This window comes from Novosphingobium sp. (assembly GCF_036803765.1).
GTDB lineage: Bacteria > Pseudomonadota > Alphaproteobacteria > Sphingomonadales > Sphingomonadaceae > Novosphingobium.
In genome coordinates this window covers 1-18,382 of record NZ_DAIRTS010000021.1, presented here as the reverse complement: position 1 = coordinate 18,382, position 18,382 = coordinate 1, and the positions used below count along the sequence as shown (strand labels likewise).

At 68.0% G+C, this 18,382-nt stretch carries 16 protein-coding genes; 14 read left to right on the top strand and 2 right to left on the bottom strand.

What is annotated here, in order from left to right:
- The first annotated feature begins 113 nt into the window (after window positions 1–113).
- Window positions 114–2,252 (top strand): PQQ-dependent dehydrogenase, methanol/ethanol family, encoded by a 2,139-nt coding sequence (locus V7Q48_RS13685; protein WP_333838817.1) that lies wholly within the window; start codon window positions 114–116, stop codon window positions 2,250–2,252.
- Between the two features lie 15 nt (window positions 2,253–2,267).
- Entirely contained in the window at window positions 2,268–2,765 is a 498-nt protein-coding gene (locus V7Q48_RS13680) for a DUF3237 domain-containing protein (protein WP_333838816.1), read from the top strand.
- Between the two features lie 133 nt (window positions 2,766–2,898).
- On the opposite strand, the gene V7Q48_RS13675 is transcribed toward V7Q48_RS13680, so the two are convergent.
- Window positions 2,899–3,471, bottom strand: a complete 573-nt coding sequence (locus V7Q48_RS13675; RefSeq protein WP_333838815.1) for a hypothetical protein — start codon at window positions 3,469–3,471, stop codon at window positions 2,899–2,901.
- A gap of 201 nt (window positions 3,472–3,672) precedes the next feature.
- Between V7Q48_RS13675 and V7Q48_RS13670 the strand changes: the two genes are divergently transcribed.
- The 11 genes from V7Q48_RS13670 (at window position 3,673) to V7Q48_RS13620 (ending at window position 15,558) form a co-directional block, all read left to right on the top strand.
- Complete coding sequence (locus V7Q48_RS13670; protein ID WP_333838813.1) at window positions 3,673–5,280, top strand: FAD-dependent oxidoreductase; 1,608 nt, start codon at window positions 3,673–3,675, stop codon at window positions 5,278–5,280.
- Entirely contained in the window at window positions 5,277–5,699 is a 423-nt protein-coding gene (locus V7Q48_RS13665) for a c-type cytochrome (RefSeq protein WP_333838811.1), read from the top strand. Before V7Q48_RS13670 ends, V7Q48_RS13665 begins: the two co-directional genes overlap by 4 nt.
- A complete protein-coding gene (locus V7Q48_RS13660) occupies window positions 5,699–6,085 on the top strand; it encodes a hypothetical protein (RefSeq protein ID WP_333838810.1) in 387 nt (128 codons plus the stop codon). The genes V7Q48_RS13665 and V7Q48_RS13660 overlap by 1 nt, the downstream gene beginning before the upstream one ends.
- 372 nt (window positions 6,086–6,457) lie before the next feature.
- Window positions 6,458–8,023, top strand: coding sequence for a class I adenylate-forming enzyme family protein (locus V7Q48_RS13655; protein ID WP_333838809.1), 1,566 nt, complete (start codon window positions 6,458–6,460; stop codon window positions 8,021–8,023).
- Between the two features lie 112 nt (window positions 8,024–8,135).
- The gene (locus V7Q48_RS13650; protein ID WP_333838808.1) at window positions 8,136–10,301 is read left to right on the top strand and encodes a PQQ-dependent dehydrogenase, methanol/ethanol family; all 2,166 of its coding nucleotides are present in this window, start codon (window positions 8,136–8,138) and stop codon (window positions 10,299–10,301) included.
- A 61-nt stretch (window positions 10,302–10,362) separates the two neighbouring features.
- The gene (locus tag V7Q48_RS13645) at window positions 10,363–11,877 is read left to right on the top strand and encodes an aldehyde dehydrogenase family protein (protein WP_333838807.1); all 1,515 of its coding nucleotides are present in this window, start codon (window positions 10,363–10,365) and stop codon (window positions 11,875–11,877) included.
- A gap of 92 nt (window positions 11,878–11,969) precedes the next feature.
- The gene (locus tag V7Q48_RS13640; protein WP_333838806.1) at window positions 11,970–12,842 is read left to right on the top strand and encodes an amidohydrolase family protein; all 873 of its coding nucleotides are present in this window, start codon (window positions 11,970–11,972) and stop codon (window positions 12,840–12,842) included.
- Window positions 12,835–13,596 (top strand): SDR family oxidoreductase, encoded by a 762-nt coding sequence (locus V7Q48_RS13635; protein WP_333838805.1) that lies wholly within the window; start codon window positions 12,835–12,837, stop codon window positions 13,594–13,596. The genes V7Q48_RS13640 and V7Q48_RS13635 overlap by 8 nt, the downstream gene beginning before the upstream one ends.
- A gap of 19 nt (window positions 13,597–13,615) precedes the next feature.
- Window positions 13,616–14,392, top strand: coding sequence for a glutathione S-transferase family protein (locus tag V7Q48_RS13630; protein WP_333838804.1), 777 nt, complete (start codon window positions 13,616–13,618; stop codon window positions 14,390–14,392).
- Window positions 14,393–14,413: 21 nt separating this feature from the next.
- Window positions 14,414–15,166 (top strand): alpha/beta fold hydrolase, encoded by a 753-nt coding sequence (locus V7Q48_RS13625; protein WP_333838803.1) that lies wholly within the window; start codon window positions 14,414–14,416, stop codon window positions 15,164–15,166.
- A gap of 185 nt (window positions 15,167–15,351) precedes the next feature.
- Entirely contained in the window at window positions 15,352–15,558 is a 207-nt protein-coding gene (locus V7Q48_RS13620) for a DUF1737 domain-containing protein (RefSeq protein WP_333838802.1), read from the top strand.
- On the opposite strand, the gene V7Q48_RS13615 is transcribed toward V7Q48_RS13620, so the two are convergent.
- Window positions 15,555–17,129 carry a helicase HerA-like domain-containing protein gene (locus V7Q48_RS13615; protein ID WP_333838801.1) on the bottom strand — a complete coding sequence of 525 codons (1,575 nt, stop codon included), beginning with the start codon at window positions 17,127–17,129 and terminating at the stop codon, window positions 15,555–15,557. The genes V7Q48_RS13620 and V7Q48_RS13615 overlap by 4 nt on opposite strands.
- Window positions 17,130–17,274: 145 nt before the next feature.
- Here V7Q48_RS13615 and pabB point away from each other — a divergent pair.
- Window positions 17,275–18,382 (top strand): aminodeoxychorismate synthase component I (gene pabB / locus V7Q48_RS13610; RefSeq protein ID WP_333838800.1); only part of this gene is annotated, 1,108 nt, incomplete at its 3' end.

The following is an 18,382-nucleotide window of genomic DNA, read 5'->3' as shown; positions in this document are numbered from 1 at the left end:
GGGCGAACGGGATCGATGCAGGCAGTTCTTTTGGTGGAATCGCCCCCACCCCCGTTCGTGCTGAGCCTGTCGAAGCACGCTGGCGCACGCTCGCATTCGCAACGCTCGCAGCCTTGGCGCTCCCCGCCGCCACGCCGTTGAACCAGGGCGCCGGTGCGCAGTGGCCGGCGCCCGGTGGCGATGCCGGCAAGACGCACTGGTCGAAGCTGACCGCGATCAACCCGCAGACCGTGGGCACGCTGGGCCTCGCATGGGAAGCCGATCTCGGCACCGCGCGCGGGCAGGAGGCGACGCCGGTGATGGTCGATGGCGTGCTCTATGTCGCGGGGAATGCCGGCCGCGCCTATGCCTTCGATGCGGCAAGCGGGCGCGAGCTGTGGCGGTTCGAGCCCGAGGTCGACATGCAGCGCAATCGCACCGCGTGCTGCGACATGGTCAACCGTGGCCTCGCGGTCGCGCAGGGCAAGGTGCTGATCGCCGCGCTCGACGGGTGGCTCTATGCACTCGATGCCAGGACTGGCGCCGTGGTGTGGAAGACCGACTTCATCGAGGATCGCAAGCGCGGCGACAATTCGACCGGCGCGCCCGAAGTGGCGGGCGACGTGGTGGTGATCGGCATGGGCGGTGCCGAATACGACGTGCGCGGCTATGTCACGGCGATGGACCTGCGCACCGGTGCGATCCGCTGGCGCTGGCATGTCGTGCCGCGCGACCCGGCGCTGGGCCCGCAGGAGCGGCCCGAGCTGGACGCGGCGCTCAAGACCTGGGACCCGAAAAGCCGCTGGGATATCGGCGGCGGCGGCGCGCCGTGGGATGCGATCAACTACGACCCCGAAACCGGCTACGTGCTGGTCGGCACCGGCAACGGCGGGCCCTATGCCCGGTCGAAGCGGTCCCCCGCAGGTGGCGACAACCTCTACCTCGGCTCGCTCGTCGCGCTCGATCCCGGGACCGGACGCATGGTCTGGCATTACCAGGAGACGCCCGGCGACAACTGGGACTTCACCTCGACCCAGCCGATGATCCTGACGCACATGCAGGTCGACGGCAAGGATCGCGGGGTCATCATCCACGCGCCCAAGAACGGCTTCCTCTATGTGCTTGACCGCCGCACCGGCAAGGTGCTGCGGGCCAATGCCATCGCGCGGGTCAACTGGGCCAAGGGGATCGACCCGGCGACGGGCAAGCCGATCCTCGATCCCGCGGCCTCGGACTATACCGACGGGCCCAAGATCGTGTTTCCCTCGACCGTCGGTGCGCGCAACTGGTTTCCGGCGGCCTATAGCCCGCAGACCGGGCTTTACTATGGCTCGGTCGCCGACATCGGCAATCTCATCTTCATGACGCCGGGCGCCAAGCCCTATCGCGCCCGTGCGCTCAACAACGATGCCGCGCTGATCTTCACCCCCGACGTGCGCGAGGCGGTGGAGACGCTGCCGCCGCCCATGGCCGCGGCGGTCAAGGCGCTGCCCGCCTACGCCGAGGCGGTGCGCAATCCCGGCAAGAGCCAGTTCCGCGCCATGGACCCGCTGACCGGACGCACCGTCTGGGCGGTGGACAGCGAGGGCTGGCAGGATCGCGGCGGGGTGCTGGCGACGGCCTCGGGCCTGCTCGTCCACGGCTCGCTCTCGGGCAAGCTGGTGGTGCGCGATGCCCGGACCGGTGCAGTCTTGAAAGCGATCGACACCGGCAGCCCGATCATGGCCGCGCCGATGACCTACAGCATCAAGGGCGTGCAATATATCGCGGTCCAGGCCGGGTGGGGCGGTGGCGGGTGGAGCTTCACCCCGCGCTATTCGGCGGCCTATGCGCGCGGCAACCAGAACCGCTTGCTGGTGTTCCGCCTCGGCGGCAAGCCGGTCCCCCAGCCGCCGCTGCTGCCCCCGCTGGAGGTGGCACCACCCGCTCCTGTGCAGGCCGCGGGCGTGACGGCGGAGACGATCGCGCGCGGGCAGGGGCTGTTCTTTGCCAATTGCGCGATCTGCCATGCCAATATCCATCGCTCTATGGCGCCCGATCTCCGGCGGATGCAGCCGGGCACGCACGAGGCATTCCGCCAGATCGTGCTCGAGGGGGCGCTGCTGCCGGGCGGGATGCCACGCTGGGACGACGTGCTCTCGCCCGGTGACGCCGACGCGATCCACGCCTACCTCATCGACCTGCAGGGCAAGACGCGCGCCGACGAACTGGCCAAGCAGAAGGCGGGCAAGCCGCTCGACGCGCCCAGCCTGACGATCCTCTCCAACTATTGAAGGCCACCGATCGCAATGGATTTCTCGACGCTCGACAATCCCCGGCTGGAGTTTGCCTTTGCCTGCACGCTTCGGTTCACGCGGGTGCAGATGATCCCCGACCTGCCCTCGGGCGGAATGCGCAGCGCGGTCTATGTCGACGAGGGCACGTTCGAGGGGCCGCGCCTGAAAGGGCGCGCGGTGCCCAATTCAGGCGGGGACTATGCCTTCTTCCGGCCTGACGACACCGCGGTGTTCGACGCGCGCTACGTGCTCGAGGTCGATGACGGCACGCTGATCTACATGCAGAATAAAGGCTTCCTGTGGGGGCGCGAGCCGGGGGTGATGGACCGCCTGCGCGCCTGGGCCTTTGCCGGAGGCGCGCCGGTGCCGCACGCGGAATATTATCTGCGCGCGCAGCCCACGTTCGAGACGAGCGAGGGGCCGCACGACTGGCTGACCCGGCATATCTTCATTGGCGTCGGCGAGCGGCGACCGGACGGCAATCACGTGAAGTATTACGCGCTGACGTGACGGTGGCTTGTGACCGAGGGGCCCTTCGACAGGCTCAGGGCGAACGGGGGGCGATCAGCGAGGCGTTCCTGGATTCAGAAACAACCTCCGTTCGTGCTGAGCTTGTCGAAGCACGCTTCCGCCACGCAGCCCTTCAGTCCGGCGCGCGCAATTGCAGGTCGTCGCCGTTGGCCTTGGCCAGGATCTGGCGCAAGCTCTCTCCGCTGTCCGGGTAGCGCACGTCGGCCACGCGCCAGCCTTCGGGGCCGCGCGCCATCACCAGGACGAGGCGGGCGGTGGCGCCATCGGGCACGCCTTGGCGCGTGACGGTGACGCGCGCCAAGGCATGGTCGCGATCGGGCCAGGCGATCGCGATCGTCTGGTTGAGCGCGGTGGGCGAAGTGCAGAGGCACAGCGGGTCGGACTGCAGTTTGGTCGGGTCGTCGCGCACCGTGTCGGCGAGCAGGCCGGCCAGTTCGGGAGTGAAATAGCGTTCGCGCAAGTCGCCGTTGGCGGGCACGGCCCCGGTCGTGCCATCATCGTTGAACAGCGCGCGGGCGAACAAGGCGGGATCGTCGGGCGCATCGCCGCGCAGAAAGCCCGCCTCGGGCGCCGCCGCGACGGTGCCGATCGCGGAAGGGGGCGGGCGGTCGCACGCGGCGGCCATCAGCACGAGCGGTGCCAGCGCGAGCGTGCGGGCAGGGTGGTATCGGGATCGGTCGGTCATGGTCCAGGCGTGGCGCTCTTGGCTGTTCCTGGTCCCCTGCCGCGCACCATAGGGAAGCACAGGCGGCCTGGCGACCTGAAAATTCAACCCGGCCAAAAAGCGAAAGCCTGCTTGACGGCGCGGTGGCTTCACGGCAAAACAATAACAATTGTTAGAAAGAACTTCCTCGCACAGGGGGAGTCGCCTTGGGAGAACCTGCCGGTGAAACTGCACCTGCCGCCGCGCGTCAGTCCGCAGACGTTCGCGGCCGCGCTCAAAGCCTATGCCGGCGTGGTCGGCAAGGATTGGGTCATGGCCAGCGACAGCGACCGCGACGCCTATTCCGACATCTATTCCCCGGGCGATGCCGGGCAGTGGGCCGCCTCCGCCGCGGTCGCGCCCGCCAGTGTCGAGGAAGTGCGCGCGATCGTGCGGCTCGCCAACGAGTACAAGACCCCGCTCTGGCCGGTCTCGCGTGGCAAGAACCTGGGCTACGGCACCGCCGCGCCGCGCATGGCCGGCGCCATCGTGCTCGATCTCGGGCGGATGAACCGCATCCTCGACATAGACCCCAAGCTGGCGACCTGCGTGCTCGAGCCGGGCGTCGGGTTCTTCGACCTCCACGATGCGATCCTGCGCGAGAAGCATCCCTTGTGGATGAGCGTGCCGGGCAATGGCTGGGGTTCGGTCATCGGCAACGCGCTCGACCACGGCATCGGCTACACGCCCTATGGCCTGCACGCGCGCAACCTGTGCGGCATGGAAGTGGTGCTGCCTGACGGTGACCTGCTGCGCACGGGCATGGGGGCGATGGACAACAACCCCGCCTGGCATCTCTTTCCGTTCAGCTATGGCCCGACCTTCGACCTCGCCTTCACGCAATCCAACCTCGGCATGGTGACCAAGGCCGGCCTGTGGCTCCAGCCCGCGCCCGAGGCCTCGCTCGAGCTGATCTTCGACATTCCCGAGGAAGGCGACATCGGCTGGGTGGTCGACACGATCGCGCCGCTCAAGATCTCGGGCCTGATCGACCAGAACGTGTTCATCCCCAGCTGGCTGGGCAAGATGGTGCTCAAGGGCCAGCGCCACGACTTCTGGGACAAGCCCGGCGCGATCCCCGAATGGCGCGTGGCCGAGCTGCTCAAGCAGTACAAGCTGGGCTACTGGCAGGTGGCGCTGCGCCTCTATGGCGAGGAAAGCGTGATCAAGGCCAGGGCCGAGATCGTCAAGACGGCGATGAAGCGCCACCTGGCCGCAGCCCCACAGGAGAACTGGTGGCGCCAGGGCGATGCGATCGGACAGTACGAGATCACCATGGGCGTGCCCTCCGCGGTGCCGCTGCAGATGTCGGACTGGATCGGCGGGCGCGGCGCGCACATGGGCTTCTCGCCGGTTGTGCCCGCAACCAGCGCGCACGTGCTGGGCCAGCTCAAGCGCAGCCGCAAGATCATCGCCGACCACGATGTCGACTTCTACGCCAGCTTCACCATCGGCGGGCGCTTTGCCAACAACATCAACATGCTGATGTACGACCGCGATGACGCGCCGATGGTCGAGAACATGAAATCGCTGTTCAACGCGCTGATCGCCGAGACCGCCAAGGCCGGATACGGCGAGTACCGGACGCACCTCGGCTGGATGGACCCGGTGATGGACACCTTCAACTTCAACAACAACGCGCTGCGCCGCTTCGACGAGAAGGTGAAGTCCGCGCTGGATCCCAACGGCATCATCGCGCCTGGCAAGCAGGGCGTTTGGCCTGCGGCTTATGCCAGCGAGCGCTATTCCGCAGCCCAGGGCGCCGCATCGGCCAAGGGAGGAAAGGCATGAGCCGCCTGGTTGTCGCCGCCGCCGCGCTGGTGCTCGGTGCCTCGGTCGCGCTGGCCCAGGCCGGGGCGCCTGTTCCGCATGGTCCGCCCCCAGGGCCGCCGCCGCCGTACCAGCTCCGCCCCGCCTATCCGGCTGGCGATCGCCTGAAGGCCGGTGGCGATGGCCGCGTCCTGTTCGAGGCCCATTGCGGGTATTGCCACCTGGCCGGCGGCATGGGCACCAATCTCGTCACCAAGCAGCAGATGATGATGGGCCGCAGCCCCGACCAGGGCCTGCTTGCCAACCGCACCGACCTCACCGCCGACTACGTCAAGGCGGTGGTGCGCAACGGCAAGGGCGCGATGCCGGTGCAGACCCGCGTCGACATCACCGATACGGAACTCGATGCCGTCGCCAAGTATCTCGGAAAGGCGGGCTGATGCGCGGCGTGATCGACCGGCGCGGGCTGCTGCGCGCAGGGACGTTGGCCGCCGGTGTCGGCGCCATGCCCGGCGCGGCGCGCGCTGCCGCCACGGCCTTGCCCGCGCTGGTGGTGTTCGACAGCCGGGTGCCCGAGAGCCGGGCCTTCGCAAGCGGTTACCCGCTCGCCACCCGCCACGACCTCGCGCTCGGCCCGCTGGCGCTGCGGGCGCGGCTGGCGGCGCTCGAGGGCGGATCGGTCGCGGGTCTGACCGGCTGGGCGGACTGGTGCGCCTTGCGCGGTGCGGCGCGGGGTGCGGGTCTGCGCCGCGCCGAAGACCAGCGCGTCACGGCGCCGCTGTCGGGGCGGCGCAATCTGTTCCGCTGGACCTTGTCGCGCGGGTGAGAGGGCGAGGGCGCGCCGGATGGGCCCTTCGACAGGCTCAGGGCGAACGGAGTTGGGAGGAGAAACTGATCCTGGCCGTTCGTGCTGAGCTTGTCGAAGCACGCTGGCGCCTCCATTCGCCCTCATCCTGAAAGTCATGCGCTCAAGTGCGCGCGATACCGCTCGCATTTGCCTTATAGTGCAGCAAACGTGAAACGCCGCGCGAGCGCCCCTTGACCGATCCGGATAGCGATTTAGTATGTGTTGCTAACAAATACCGGGGCAACCGGAATCGGGAGAGGTGCGCCGGTTCGTCCACGTGGATACCGTGCTTTGAGGCCCTGGTGGCCAGCCCATCTCCCGATCCGGACCACAGTCGGACGAGGAGAGACCATGCGTGCCATCGATTACTTCGACCGGGGTCATGACCGCGATCCCCAGCGGCTGGCGGTGGTCGATACCGAGACCGGCCTCAAGCTGACTTTCGCGGAAACGAAGGCGCTGAGCGAGCGCATCGCCGCCGCGATGCAGAAGCACGGCTTCGAGAACCAGGACCTGCTCGGCCTCTATGGCCCCAACGACGGCATGCTGCTGGTCGTGCTGCTGGCGATGTGGCGCGCCAATGGCAAGTGGATCCCGGTCAACACGCGCAACGCGATCGACGCCAATGCCGCCTATATCAACTACGTGCGCTGCAAGTGGCTGGTCTATCACTCGAGCAAGGCCGACGAGGTCGCGCAGCTCAAGGCGCTGTGCCCGGTGATGCAGCATTTCGTCTGCCTCGACCGGCGCATGGGCGATGATCCCAGCCTCGAGGAATTCATGGCGGATGTCACTGCCGCCGACTTCGTCGAACCCGAGATCGACGCCTTCGGCAACCTGTCCGACCTCGTCGGCATCTTCCCCACCGGCGGCACGACCGGCCCGTCGAAGGGCGCGAACGTCACCAACCTCGGCTGGGGCACGATGATCGAGACCGCCGCCGATGGCATGGGCGGGCGCACCGACAGCCCGGTGGCGCTGGTCTCGGCACCGATCACCCATGCGGCCGGCCCGATCGCGCTGTCGACGCTGAGCCTGGGGGCGACGCAGGTGATCCTGCCCGGCTTCGATGCCGAGCGCGTGCTGGCGACAATCGAGGACTACAAGGTCACGCACATGTACCTGCCGCCAACGGCGCTGTACCAGTTGCTGGCCTCGCCCGCGATCGGCGACCACGACTATGCGAGCCTGCGCATCTTCATCCTCGTCGGCTCCCCCTGCTCGCCCGAGAAGCTGCGCCAGGCGGTGGAAATCTTCGGGCCATGCATGTGCCAGTCCTATGGCCAGGTCGAATGCCCGATGATCGTCGCCTGGTTCCCGCCCGAGGACGTGGCGCGTTTCGCCCGCGAGGCGCCCGAGAAGCTGGCCTCGTGCGGCAAGCCGACGCGCTCGATCAAGGTCGCGCTGCTCGACGACGACGGAAATCAGGTTCCGGCGGGCGAGGCGGGCGAGATCTGCGTCCGCGGCGCGCTGGTCACGCACAGCTACTTCGAAAAGCCCGAGGAAACCGCCGAGATCCGCAAGTTCGGCTGGCACCACACCGGCGACGTCGGGAAGTTCGACGACAAGGGCTATCTCTATATCGTCGACCGCAAGAAGGACATGGTGGTCTCGGGCGGCTTCAACGTCTTCACCGCCGAGGTCGAGGCGGCCGTGACCGAATTGGCCGAGGTGCGCGAGGCCTGCGTGTTCGGCATCCCGCATGAAAAGTGGGGCGAGCAGGTCCACGCCGTCGTCGTTGCCGACGGGATCGACGCTGCCGGGATCATCAGCTTCGCCAAGGGCCGGCTGGGCGGGGTCAAGGCGCCCAAGTCGGTGGAGTTTGTCAGCGAAATCCCGCGCACCGCGGCGGGGAAGATGGACAAGAAGGCCCTGCGCGCGAAGTATTGGGGCAACAGCGATCGCATGGTGAACTGAACGCGGACGACACTGGCCGGCCTAGGCTGGCCAACTAGGGCTGGCAGGAAAAGTACCGACACGACGATTGCCCGACCTGAACAACAGGCGGGTCCATGGAGAGGATGACGGGATGCGCAAAGGGTTCATGGCCAGCCTCGGGCTGGTGTCGGCAGCGGCGGTGGCCCTCACCATCGCCGCGTGCGGCAAGGGCGAGGCTGGAACGCCCGCAAAGATGGCCGTGGCCGGCGTCACCGATGCCCTGCTGGCCACCGCGCCCGAGGGTGAGTGGCTGAGCTACGGCCGCGACCAGGGCGAGCAGCGCTTCTCCCCGCTCGAGCAGATCAACGCGCAGAACGTCGGCCAGCTCGGCCTCGCCTGGTCGGTCGACTTCGACACCGCGCGCGGCCAGGAAGCCACCCCGCTGATGCACGACGGCGTGCTTTACACGACGACCGCCTGGTCGATGGTCAAGGCCTACGACGCGCGCACCGGCAAGGTCTTGTGGGAATACGACCCCAAGGTCCCGCGCGAGACGCTGGTCGATGCCTGCTGCGATGCGGTCAATCGCGGCGCCGCGCTCTATGGCGACAAGATCTACGTCGGCACGCTCGACGGGCGCCTGATCGCGCTCGACCAGAAGACCGGCCGCGTGGTGTTCGACAAGGTGGTGGTGCCGCAGCGCCAGACCTATTCGATCACCGGCGCGCCGCGCGTGGTCAAGGGCCGCATCGTGATCGGCGCGGGTGGCGGCGAGTTCAAGGCGCGCGGCTATATCGCCGCCTACGATCCCAACACCGGGGCCGAGGTGTGGAAGTTCCACACCGTTCCCGGCGACCCGAAAAAGGGTTTCGAGAACAAGGCCATGGAGGCGGCCGCCCAGACCTGGACCGGAGACTGGTGGACGCTGGGCGGCGGCGGCACGGTGTGGGACGGGATCACTTACGATCCCAAGACCAACCTGCTGCTGTTCGGCACCGGCAATGCCGAGCCGTGGAACCCTGCGCCGACCGGCCGCAATGGCGACGCGCTTTACACCTCCTCGATCGTGGCGGTGAACGCCGACACCGGGGCCTATGCCTGGCATTTCCAGGAAACGCCCGAGGACCGCTGGGACTTCGACTCCGACGCGCAGATCACGCTGGCGGACCTGACGATCGGCGGCCGGCAACGCCATGTCGTGCTGCATGCACCCAAGAACGGGCATGCTTACGTGCTCGATGCGGCGACCGGGCAGTTCATCCAGGCCGCGCCCTTCGTGCCGGTCAACTGGACCACGGGCATCGACCCCAAGACCGGGCGGCCTGCGATCAACCCCGAGGCGCGCTATGAAAAGGGCGACAAGCCGTTCATCGGCATGCCCGGCGCGGGCGGGGCGCATTCGTGGCAGCCGCAGAGCTTCAGCCCCAGGACCGGGCTGCTCTACATTCCCGCCAATGTCGCCGGATTCCCGTATGCTGCGGCCAAGGACTGGAAATCGAGCGCGATCGGGTTCCAGACCGGGATCGACGGCTACTCGACCGCGATGCCGCCGATCCCCGAGGTCCAGGCCGGCGCCATGGCTGGCACCACCGGCGCGCTCATCGCGTGGGATCCGGTCGCGAACAAGGCCGCCTGGAAGGTCGATCAGGTCAGCCCGTGGAACGGCGGCATCCTGTCCACCGCCGGCAACCTCGTGTTCCAGGGCAATGCCCAGGGCCAGTTCGTCGCCTACAGCGCCGACAAGGGCCAGAAGCTGTGGTCGTTCGAGGCGCAGAGCGGGATCATCGCCGCGCCGATGACCTACAGCATCGGCGGCGAACAATACGTGGCCGTCATGGTCGGCTGGGGCGGCGTCTGGGACGTGGCCACCGGCATCCTCGCGCACAAGGGCGGCGCCTCGCGCAACATCAGCCGCCTGCTGGTATTCAAGCTCGGCGCCAAGGGCCAGCTTCCTGCCCCGCCGCCCAGCAACGCCGGGCCGCTCGACCCGCCGCCGCTGACGGGCACCCCGCAGCAGGTGGCGCATGGCGGCGCGCTCTATGGCCGTTACTGCAATGTCTGCCACGGCGATGCCGCGGTGGCGGGCGGCGTCAATCCGGACTTGCGCCATTCGGGCGCGATCGGTTCGGCCGAGGGCCTCAAGATGATCGTGCTCGACGGCGCGCTGCACGAGGCGGGCATGGTCTCGTTCAAAAGCGTGCTGACCGCCGACGATGCCGAGGCGATCCGCCAGTACCTCATCAGCCGCGCCAACGAGGACAAGGCGCTCGAGGCCAAGATGGGCAAGCGCATCGGCAAGGGTGTCTCGCGCAATTGACGCTGGCGACCATGCTAAAAAATGTTATGATGCATTACAGAATACCGGAGAGGAGTCGGCCATGAACGAGATGACGACCATTTCGCGCGAACAGCGCGCCTATTCGCCCGCTGCCAGCGCATTCCTGGCGCGCAAGCCCCAGCTGTTCATCAACAACGAGTGGGTGGACAGCAGCCATGACGCCGTGATCGAGGTCGAGGATCCGTCCTCGGGCAAGATCGTCGGGCATGTGGTCGACGCCTCCGACCGCGATGTCGACCGGGCGGTCGCCGCCGCGCGCGCCGCGTTCGACGATGGCCGCTGGTCGGGCCTGCCGCCGATGGTGCGCGATCGCACGATGAACCGGCTGGCCGACCTGCTCGAGGCCAACACCGACCTGTTCGCCGAACTCGAGGCGATCGACAACGGCAAGCCGAAGACGATGGCCGGTGCGATCGACATCCCCGGCGCGATCAGCCAGCTGCGCTTCATGGCCGGCTGGGCCAGCAAGGTGGCCGGCGAGACGACCCAGCCCTATACCATGCCCGGCGGCCAGGTGTTCAGCTATACCGTGCGCGAGCCGGTGGGCGTCTGCGCACAGATCGTGCCGTGGAACTTCCCGCTGCTGATGGCCTCGCTCAAGATCGCGCCGGCCCTGGCGGCAGGCTGCACCCTGGTGCTCAAGCCCGCCGAGCAGACCTCGCTCACCGCGCTCAAGCTGGCCGACCTCGTGGTCGAGGCCGGCTTCCCCGCCGGCGTCATCAACATCATCACCGGCAATGGCCACACCGCGGGCGACCGGATGGTCAAGCACCCCGACGTCGACAAGGTGGCCTTCACCGGCTCGACCGAGATCGGCAAGCTGATCAACCGCAACGCCACCGCGTCGATGAAGCGCGTGACGCTCGAACTCGGCGGCAAGAGCCCGGTCGTGGTCATGCCCGATGTCGACGTGGCGCAGGCTGCTCCGGGTGCGGCGGGCGCGATCTTCTTCAACTCGGGCCAGGTCTGTGTCGCCGGCTCGCGCCTGTTCGCGCACAAGTCGGTGTTCGACCAGGTGCTCGAGGGCATGGCCGCCACGGCCCCGTTCTGGAGCCCGCGCCCCTCGCTCGACCCCGAGGCGCACATGGGGCCGCTGGTCAGCAAGGAACAGCACGAGCGCGTGATGGGCTACATCGAGGCCGGCAAGCGTGACGGCGCCAGCGTGGTCATGGGTGGCGACGCTCCGGCGGCGGATGGCGGCTACTACGTCAACCCGACGATCCTGGCCGACGTGAACCCGCAGATGAGCGTTGTGCGCGAGGAAATCTTCGGCCCGGTGGTCGTCGCGCAGCGTTTCGAGGATCTCGACGAAGTGGCGCGCATGGCCAACGACACCTGCTTCGGCCTTGGCGCCGGCATCTGGACCAAGGATGTCGCGACGATGCACAAGCTGGCCGCCAAGATCAAATCGGGCACCGTGTGGGGCAATTGCCACGCCATGATCGACACCGCGCTGCCGTTCGGCGGCTACAAGGAATCGGGCCTCGGCCGCGAACAGGGCCGCCAGGGCATCGAGGCCTATCTCGAGACCAAGACGGTCATCATTCAGCTCTAGAACGACCTTTTCCCTGTTTTCGTCGCCCCGGGTCACACGCCCGGGGCGACGGACGGGAACGACGACTTCAAGTACCCCAAGGACCAGGACCCATGCCCATCGACCTCGACAAGATCACCGCCATCGACGTGCACGTCCATGCCGAGGTCTCCTGCCACGATCCCGAAGACCCGGTGATGGGCAAGTTCTTCGATGCCGCCTCGAGCTATTTCCGCGCCCCGCGCGAGCGGCCCAAGATGCCCGAGATCGCGCAGATCTATCGCGACCAGAACATCGCGTTCTGCCTGTTCACGGTCGATTGCGAGAGCGGCATCGGTGCAAAGCGCGTGTCGAACTACGAGATCGCCGAATTCGCCGCCGAGAACGACGACGTCTGCATTCCTTTCGCCTCGATCGACCCGCACAAAGGCAAGTACGGCGCACGCGAGGCGCGCGACCTGATCGAGAATTACGGGGTCAAGGGCTTCAAGTTCCACCACATCTGCCAGAACATCCACCCGGCCGAACAGGTCGGCTACGCGATCTACGAGGTGATCGCCCACTACAAGCTGCCCGCGATCTTCCACACCGGGCACTCGGGCATGGGCACCGGCATGCGCGGCGGCGGTGGCATCCGGCTGAAGTACGGCCAGCCCATGCTGGTCGACGATGTCGCGGTCGATTTCCCCGACATGAAGATCATCCTCGCGCATCCCTCGTGGCCGTGGGTCGACGAGAGCCTGTCGATGGCGCTGCACAAGGACAACGTCTACATCGACCTGTCGGGCTGGAGCCCCAAGTACTTCCAGCCGCAGATCATCCAGTACGCCAACACCCAGCTCAAGAAGAAGATGCTGTTCGGCAGCGACTTCCCGCTGATCCGTCCCGAAAAGTGGCTCGAGGCCGCGCGCCAGGTCGGCTTCCGCGACGAGGTGCTGCCCGGCATCATGAAGGACAACGCGGTCAAGCTGCTGGGTCTTGGCTGACCAGGCGATGGACTTTGCCGGCCGCCACGTCGTCATCACCGGCGCATCCACCGGCATAGGCAGGGCCACCGCCGCGCGCGTGGTGGCGGCGGGCGGCATGGTCACGCTGATCGCCCGCCGCGCCGAACTGCTGCAGCAGGCCTGCATCACGCTCGGTGCGCAGGCCGGCTGGGCCGCGGCCGACGTCGCCGACAAGGCGCAGCTGCTGGCGGCGCTCGATGCGGCGGTGGCGCAGCGCGGGCCGATCGACGGCCTGTTCTGCAACGCCGGGACCGGCGGCACCTTTGCCGCGGTCGAGGACTATGCCGACGAGGCCTTCGACCAGGTTATCGCCGTCAACCTGACCTCGGTGTTCCACGCCATCGCGCATGTCGCCCCGGCGATGAAGGCGCGCCGGCGCGGGGCGATCCTGGTGACCGGAAGCCTCGCCAGCGAACGCGGCATGGCAATGAACGCCGCCTACGTCGCCTCCAAGCACGCGGTGCTCGGCCTCGCGCGCGGTGTCGCGCTGGAGCTTGCCCCGTTCGGGGTGCGCTGCAACTGCGTGGTGCCCGGCTTCATCGAGACGCCGATGCTCGACGCGCTGCCGCCCGATGCCATGGCGGCGATGGCAGCGCGCGTGCCGCAGGGCCGCACCGGCAGCGCCGAGGAACTGGCCGAGGTTGCCGCCTTCCTGCTGTCCGATGCGGCAGCGCACGTCACCGCGCAGAGCTGGGCCGTCGATGGCGGCCTGCTCGGCACCCTTTCGCTCTGAACCCCAAGAGGCAATCGCCATGGCGCTGACCTATTACCATGCCGAACCGGTGGCCAACTCGCTCAAGTCGATGATCCCGCTCAAGGAAAAGGGTCTCGACTACACCAGCCGCTATGTCGACCTGCACAAGTTCGAGCAGCACCAGCCGTGGTTCGTGGCGGTCAATCCCGAGGGTCAAGTGCCCGTGCTCGATCACGACGGCACGATCATCACGCACACCACGGTCATCAACGAATACCTCGAGGATGTCTTCCCCGATGCCCAGCCGGCCGATGGCCCGCTGCGTCCGCGCGATGCGGTCGGGGCGGCGCGGATGCGCTACTGGAACAAGTTCGTCGACGAGCATGTGATGAACTACGTCTCGATGCACGGCTGGCACCGCATGGTCGGCGTAATCGCGCGCAACATCGAGAACGGCGAGTTCGAGGCGCTGCTCGCCAATATCCCCTTGCCCGACCAGCGCAAGAAGTGGGCGACCGCGCGCTCGGGCTTTTCCGAGGCGGATCTCGCCAATGCCACCGACAAGATCGCCTATGCCGTCGACAAGGTCGAGCGCCAGCTGGCCGAGACCGCGTGGCTGGCGGGCGATGCCTATACGCTTGCGGACATCAACTTCTATGCGCATTGCGGGATGATGGTCGAACGCATGTTCCCCGACCTGGACATCGCGACGCGGGCGCCGCGCCTGGTGGCTTGGCGCGAGCGGATGACCGCGCGGCCGGGCGTGGCAGCGGCGCTGGCGGGCGAGGACCGCACGGCGCCGGGTCTTCGCACCTGGACCGGGCACGTGCGCTGAAGGAGGCAAGAGTTTCGGAATATGGCAGGTTTCGTTCTGATTCATGGGTCGTGGCACGGGGGCTGGTGTTTCGACAAGGTGACCGCTCTGCTCGAGGCGCGCGGCCATACCGTCATTGCGCCAACGCTGCCCGGCATGGGTGGCACCGCGCAGGAACTGGCGGCGGTGACTCTGGCAGGCTGGGGTGACTTTGCTGCGCAGCATTGTGCAGACTTGCGCAAGCAACTGGGGCTCGACGTGCCGGTCGTGCTGGCGGGGCACAGCCGCGGCGGGCTGGTGGTGAGCACTGCCGCCGAAGCCCACCCCGATGCCATGGACGCGCTCGTCTACATCTGCGCGATGATGCTCCCCGCCGGGGTCTCGCGGGCCGAGTTCAAGGAGATGGAAGGCCCGAACCCGGCGTTCGACGCGATCATCCTCAAGGTCGCCGACGGCGCGGGGACCGAGATCGACACCACGGGCGATGCCGGCGCGGTCTTCGCGCAATTGTCGCCCTCCGACGATGTGGCCGCGATCCTGCCGCGGCTGCTCACCGAACCGCACGGCCCGCGCAGCGAAAAGATTGCCGTGACGCCCGAACGCTGGGGCGCGCTGCCGCGTACTTACGTCGCCTGCACCGAGGACCGCACCATCCCGATCGCCAGCCAGCAGCGCATGATCGCGATGTCACCCGGCGCGCAAGTTGTCACGCTGCCAGCGGACCACAGCCCCTATCTGTCCATGCCCGAGGCTTTGGCCGATGCGCTGGAGGCGGCTGCGGGGTCTCTGGCTTAAGCTGGGCAACGCCTCAGCAGGGCAGGGCCTCGCCCCTCCGTCAGCGCTGGCGCGCTGCCACCTCCCCATCAAGATGGGGAGGATCCCAACGATCCTCCCTGCCGCAGGCGGGGAGGGGGACCGCCGGCGCAGCGGGTGGTGGAGGGGCCGCTTGCGCCGCGCCATCGCTGCGCTATCCTGCCGCCATGCACCAGACGCCCGAAGACCGCCCGATCTATCGCCTGCTCACCGGTCGCGACGACCGCGCGTTCTGCGACCGCGTGTCGGAGGCGCTGGCGCAGGGCTGGCGGCTCTATGGATCGCCGTCGATGACCTATGACGCGGGGATGGACTGCATCAAGGTAGCCCAGGCCGTCGTCTGGCACGAGGCCCAGGTCATCAAGCAAGCTTAACGCAACAGGCCGCCAAGCAGCCCGCGCGCGAATCGGCCGAAGGCGGCACCGCCCAGACTCGTGGCGATCGAGCCGACAATCGCCGAGGCGCCGCTCGCCACCGGCGAGGCGCGCGACTTCTTGCCGGTCAGTTCGGCGGCGATCACCGCGCCGGCTGACGAGGCGACCGCGCCGATCGCGGCCTTGCCCGCCTTGCCCCACAGCGAGGGCGACTGGCGTGGCTGCGCACGCTGGGCGGCGGTGCCCTCTTCCTCGACCTGCTGCGCGGCGGCGGCGGCGTCGGCAGCCTTCTGGGCCAGGACTTCGGCGGCGCTCTCGCGGTTGACCGCGGTGTCGTACTTGCCGCCGAACGGGCTCGATGCCTGGATTGCGGCACGCTCGGCCGGCGAGACCGGGCCGAGGCGCGAGCGCGGCGGGGCGATCAGCGTGCGCTGGACCACACCCGGCGCCCCTTCGGCATCGAGCGTGGAGACCAGCGCCTCGCCGACCTTGAGCTCGGTGATCGCGGTGGCGGTGTCGAGTTCGGGGTTGGTGCGGAATGTCTCGGCTGCGGCGCGGATCGCCTTCTGGTCGCGCGGGGTAAAGGCGCGCAGGGCATGCTGCACGCGGTTGCCGAGCTGGCCAGCGACTTTCTCGGGAATGTCGATCGGGTTCTGCGTGACGAAATAGACGCCCACGCCCTTGGAGCGGATCAGGCGCACCACCTGCTCGACCTTGTCCATCAACGCATCGGGCGCATCGTCGAACAGGAGGTGGGCCTCGTCGAAGAAGAACACCAGCTTGGGCTTCTCGGGATCGCCCACTTCGGGCAGCGCCTCGAACAGCTCGGACATCAGCCAGAGCAGGAACGTGGCGTAGAGCTTGGGGCTCTGCATCAGCTTGTCGGCGGCGAGCACGTTGACCATGCCGCGCCCGTTCTCGTCGGTGCGCAGGAAGTCGTTGATCTCGAATGCCGGCTCGCCAAAGAAGCGGTCCGCGCCCTGGCTTTCGAGGCCGAGCAGCTGGCGCTGGATCGCGCCGACGCTGGCCTTGGTGACGTTGCCGTACCTGGTGGCCAGCGTGCTGGCGTTCTCGGCACAGGCGGCGAGCACGGCCTGGAGGTCGGACAGGTCGATCAGCAGCAGGCCGTTGTCGTCGGCATAGCGGAACGCGATCGTCAGCACGCCTTCCTGCGTCTCGTTGAGGCCCATAAGCCGCGCCAGCAGCAGCGGCCCCATTTCCGAAATCGTCGTGCGGATTGGGTGGCCCTGCTCGCCATAGAGATCCCAGAACACCGCCGGATTGTCGGCATAGGCGTAGTCGGTGATGCCGAGGTCCTTTGCGCGCTGCTCGAGGCTGGCGGCATGCTTGAACGTCGGGTTGCCGGGCATGGCGATGCCCGAAAGATCGCCCTTCACGTCGGCGAGGAACACCGGCACCCCGGCGCGGCTGAACTGCTCGGCCATGCCTTGCAACGTGACGGTCTTGCCCGTGCCGGTCGCGCCCGCCACCAGGCCATGGCGGTTGGCGCGCGACAGCAGCAGCGCCTCGCGCTCGCCCTTGGCGCCCAGCCCGAGGAAAATATCGTCCATGCCCGTCTGCTCCCGTCCGATATACGTCGTATGGTTGGCGTCGCGTGGTTGGCGCCGCGTGGTTGACGCCCCGTTTAGGACGCCCAGCGATTGCCCGCGAGGGCTTTTTGCATCCGCCTCGGCTTGCCGCTAAAGCGCCACGACGATGACACGCGCGCCCTTCCTGCTGCTCGACGATGCCCGCGAGGGGCATGACGGTTTTGCCCGCCTCTACGAGGGCGTCGAGGACCTGGTGATCGCCCGCCGCGCCGACGAGGTGGACGCCGCGCTGGCGCAGATCGGCGCCACGCCCGGCTGGTGGGCGGGGGCGATCGCTTACGAGGCAGGGCTGGCGCTGGAGCCGCGGCTCAAGGGGCTGGCCGACAAGCGCAGCGGCGCGGCGGGGCCGCTGGTCTGGTTCGCGCGCTTTGCACAGATGACGCGGATGCCTGCAGCCGACGCCGAACGCTGGCTCGATCGCGAGGCGAGCGGGGCCGGGCGGCTCGGTCCGCTCGACCCGCAGATGACGCCCGCCGGCTATGCCCGTGCTTTCGATAGAGTGCAGGAGGCGATCCGCGCCGGCGATATCTATCAGGCCAACCTGACCTTCGAACTGGCCGGTTCGTGGAGCGGCGATCCGTTGGCGATCTATGCCGCGCTGCGCCGCGATTCGCGTGGGGGGCATGGTGCGGTGCTGTGGGACGGCGCGCACTGGCACCTTTCGGTCTCGCCCGAGCTGTTCTTCCGGCTCGAGGGTGACCGCGTCACGGTCAAGCCGATGAAAGGCACCGCGCCGCGCGGAGACACTCCGGCACAGGATGCCGCGCGCAAGGCCGCGCTCGCCGGCAATGCCAAGGACCGCGCCGAGAACCTGATGATCGTCGACCTGATGCGCAACGACATCGCGCGCGTCGCGGTGCCGGGCACGGTGCGGGTGCGCGATCCCTTCGCGATCGAGAGCTATCCCACCGTGCACCAGATGGTGACGACGGTCAGCGCGCAGTTGCAGCCGGGGGCGGACGTGCGCGACTTGCTGCGCGCGATCTTCCCCTGCGGTTCGATCACCGGCGCGCCCAAGATCCGCGCGATGGAACTGATCGACGAGGTCGAACGCGATGCGCGCGGGCTCTATTGCGGCGCGATCGGGCATATCGACGTGCCGGGCCGCGAGGATGGCCCGGCCACTAGCGAGGCGGCGTTCAATGTGGCAATCCGCACGGTGCGTCTGGTTCCCGATCATCCCGGCGCGGCCGGGGGGCGGGCCACCATGGGGG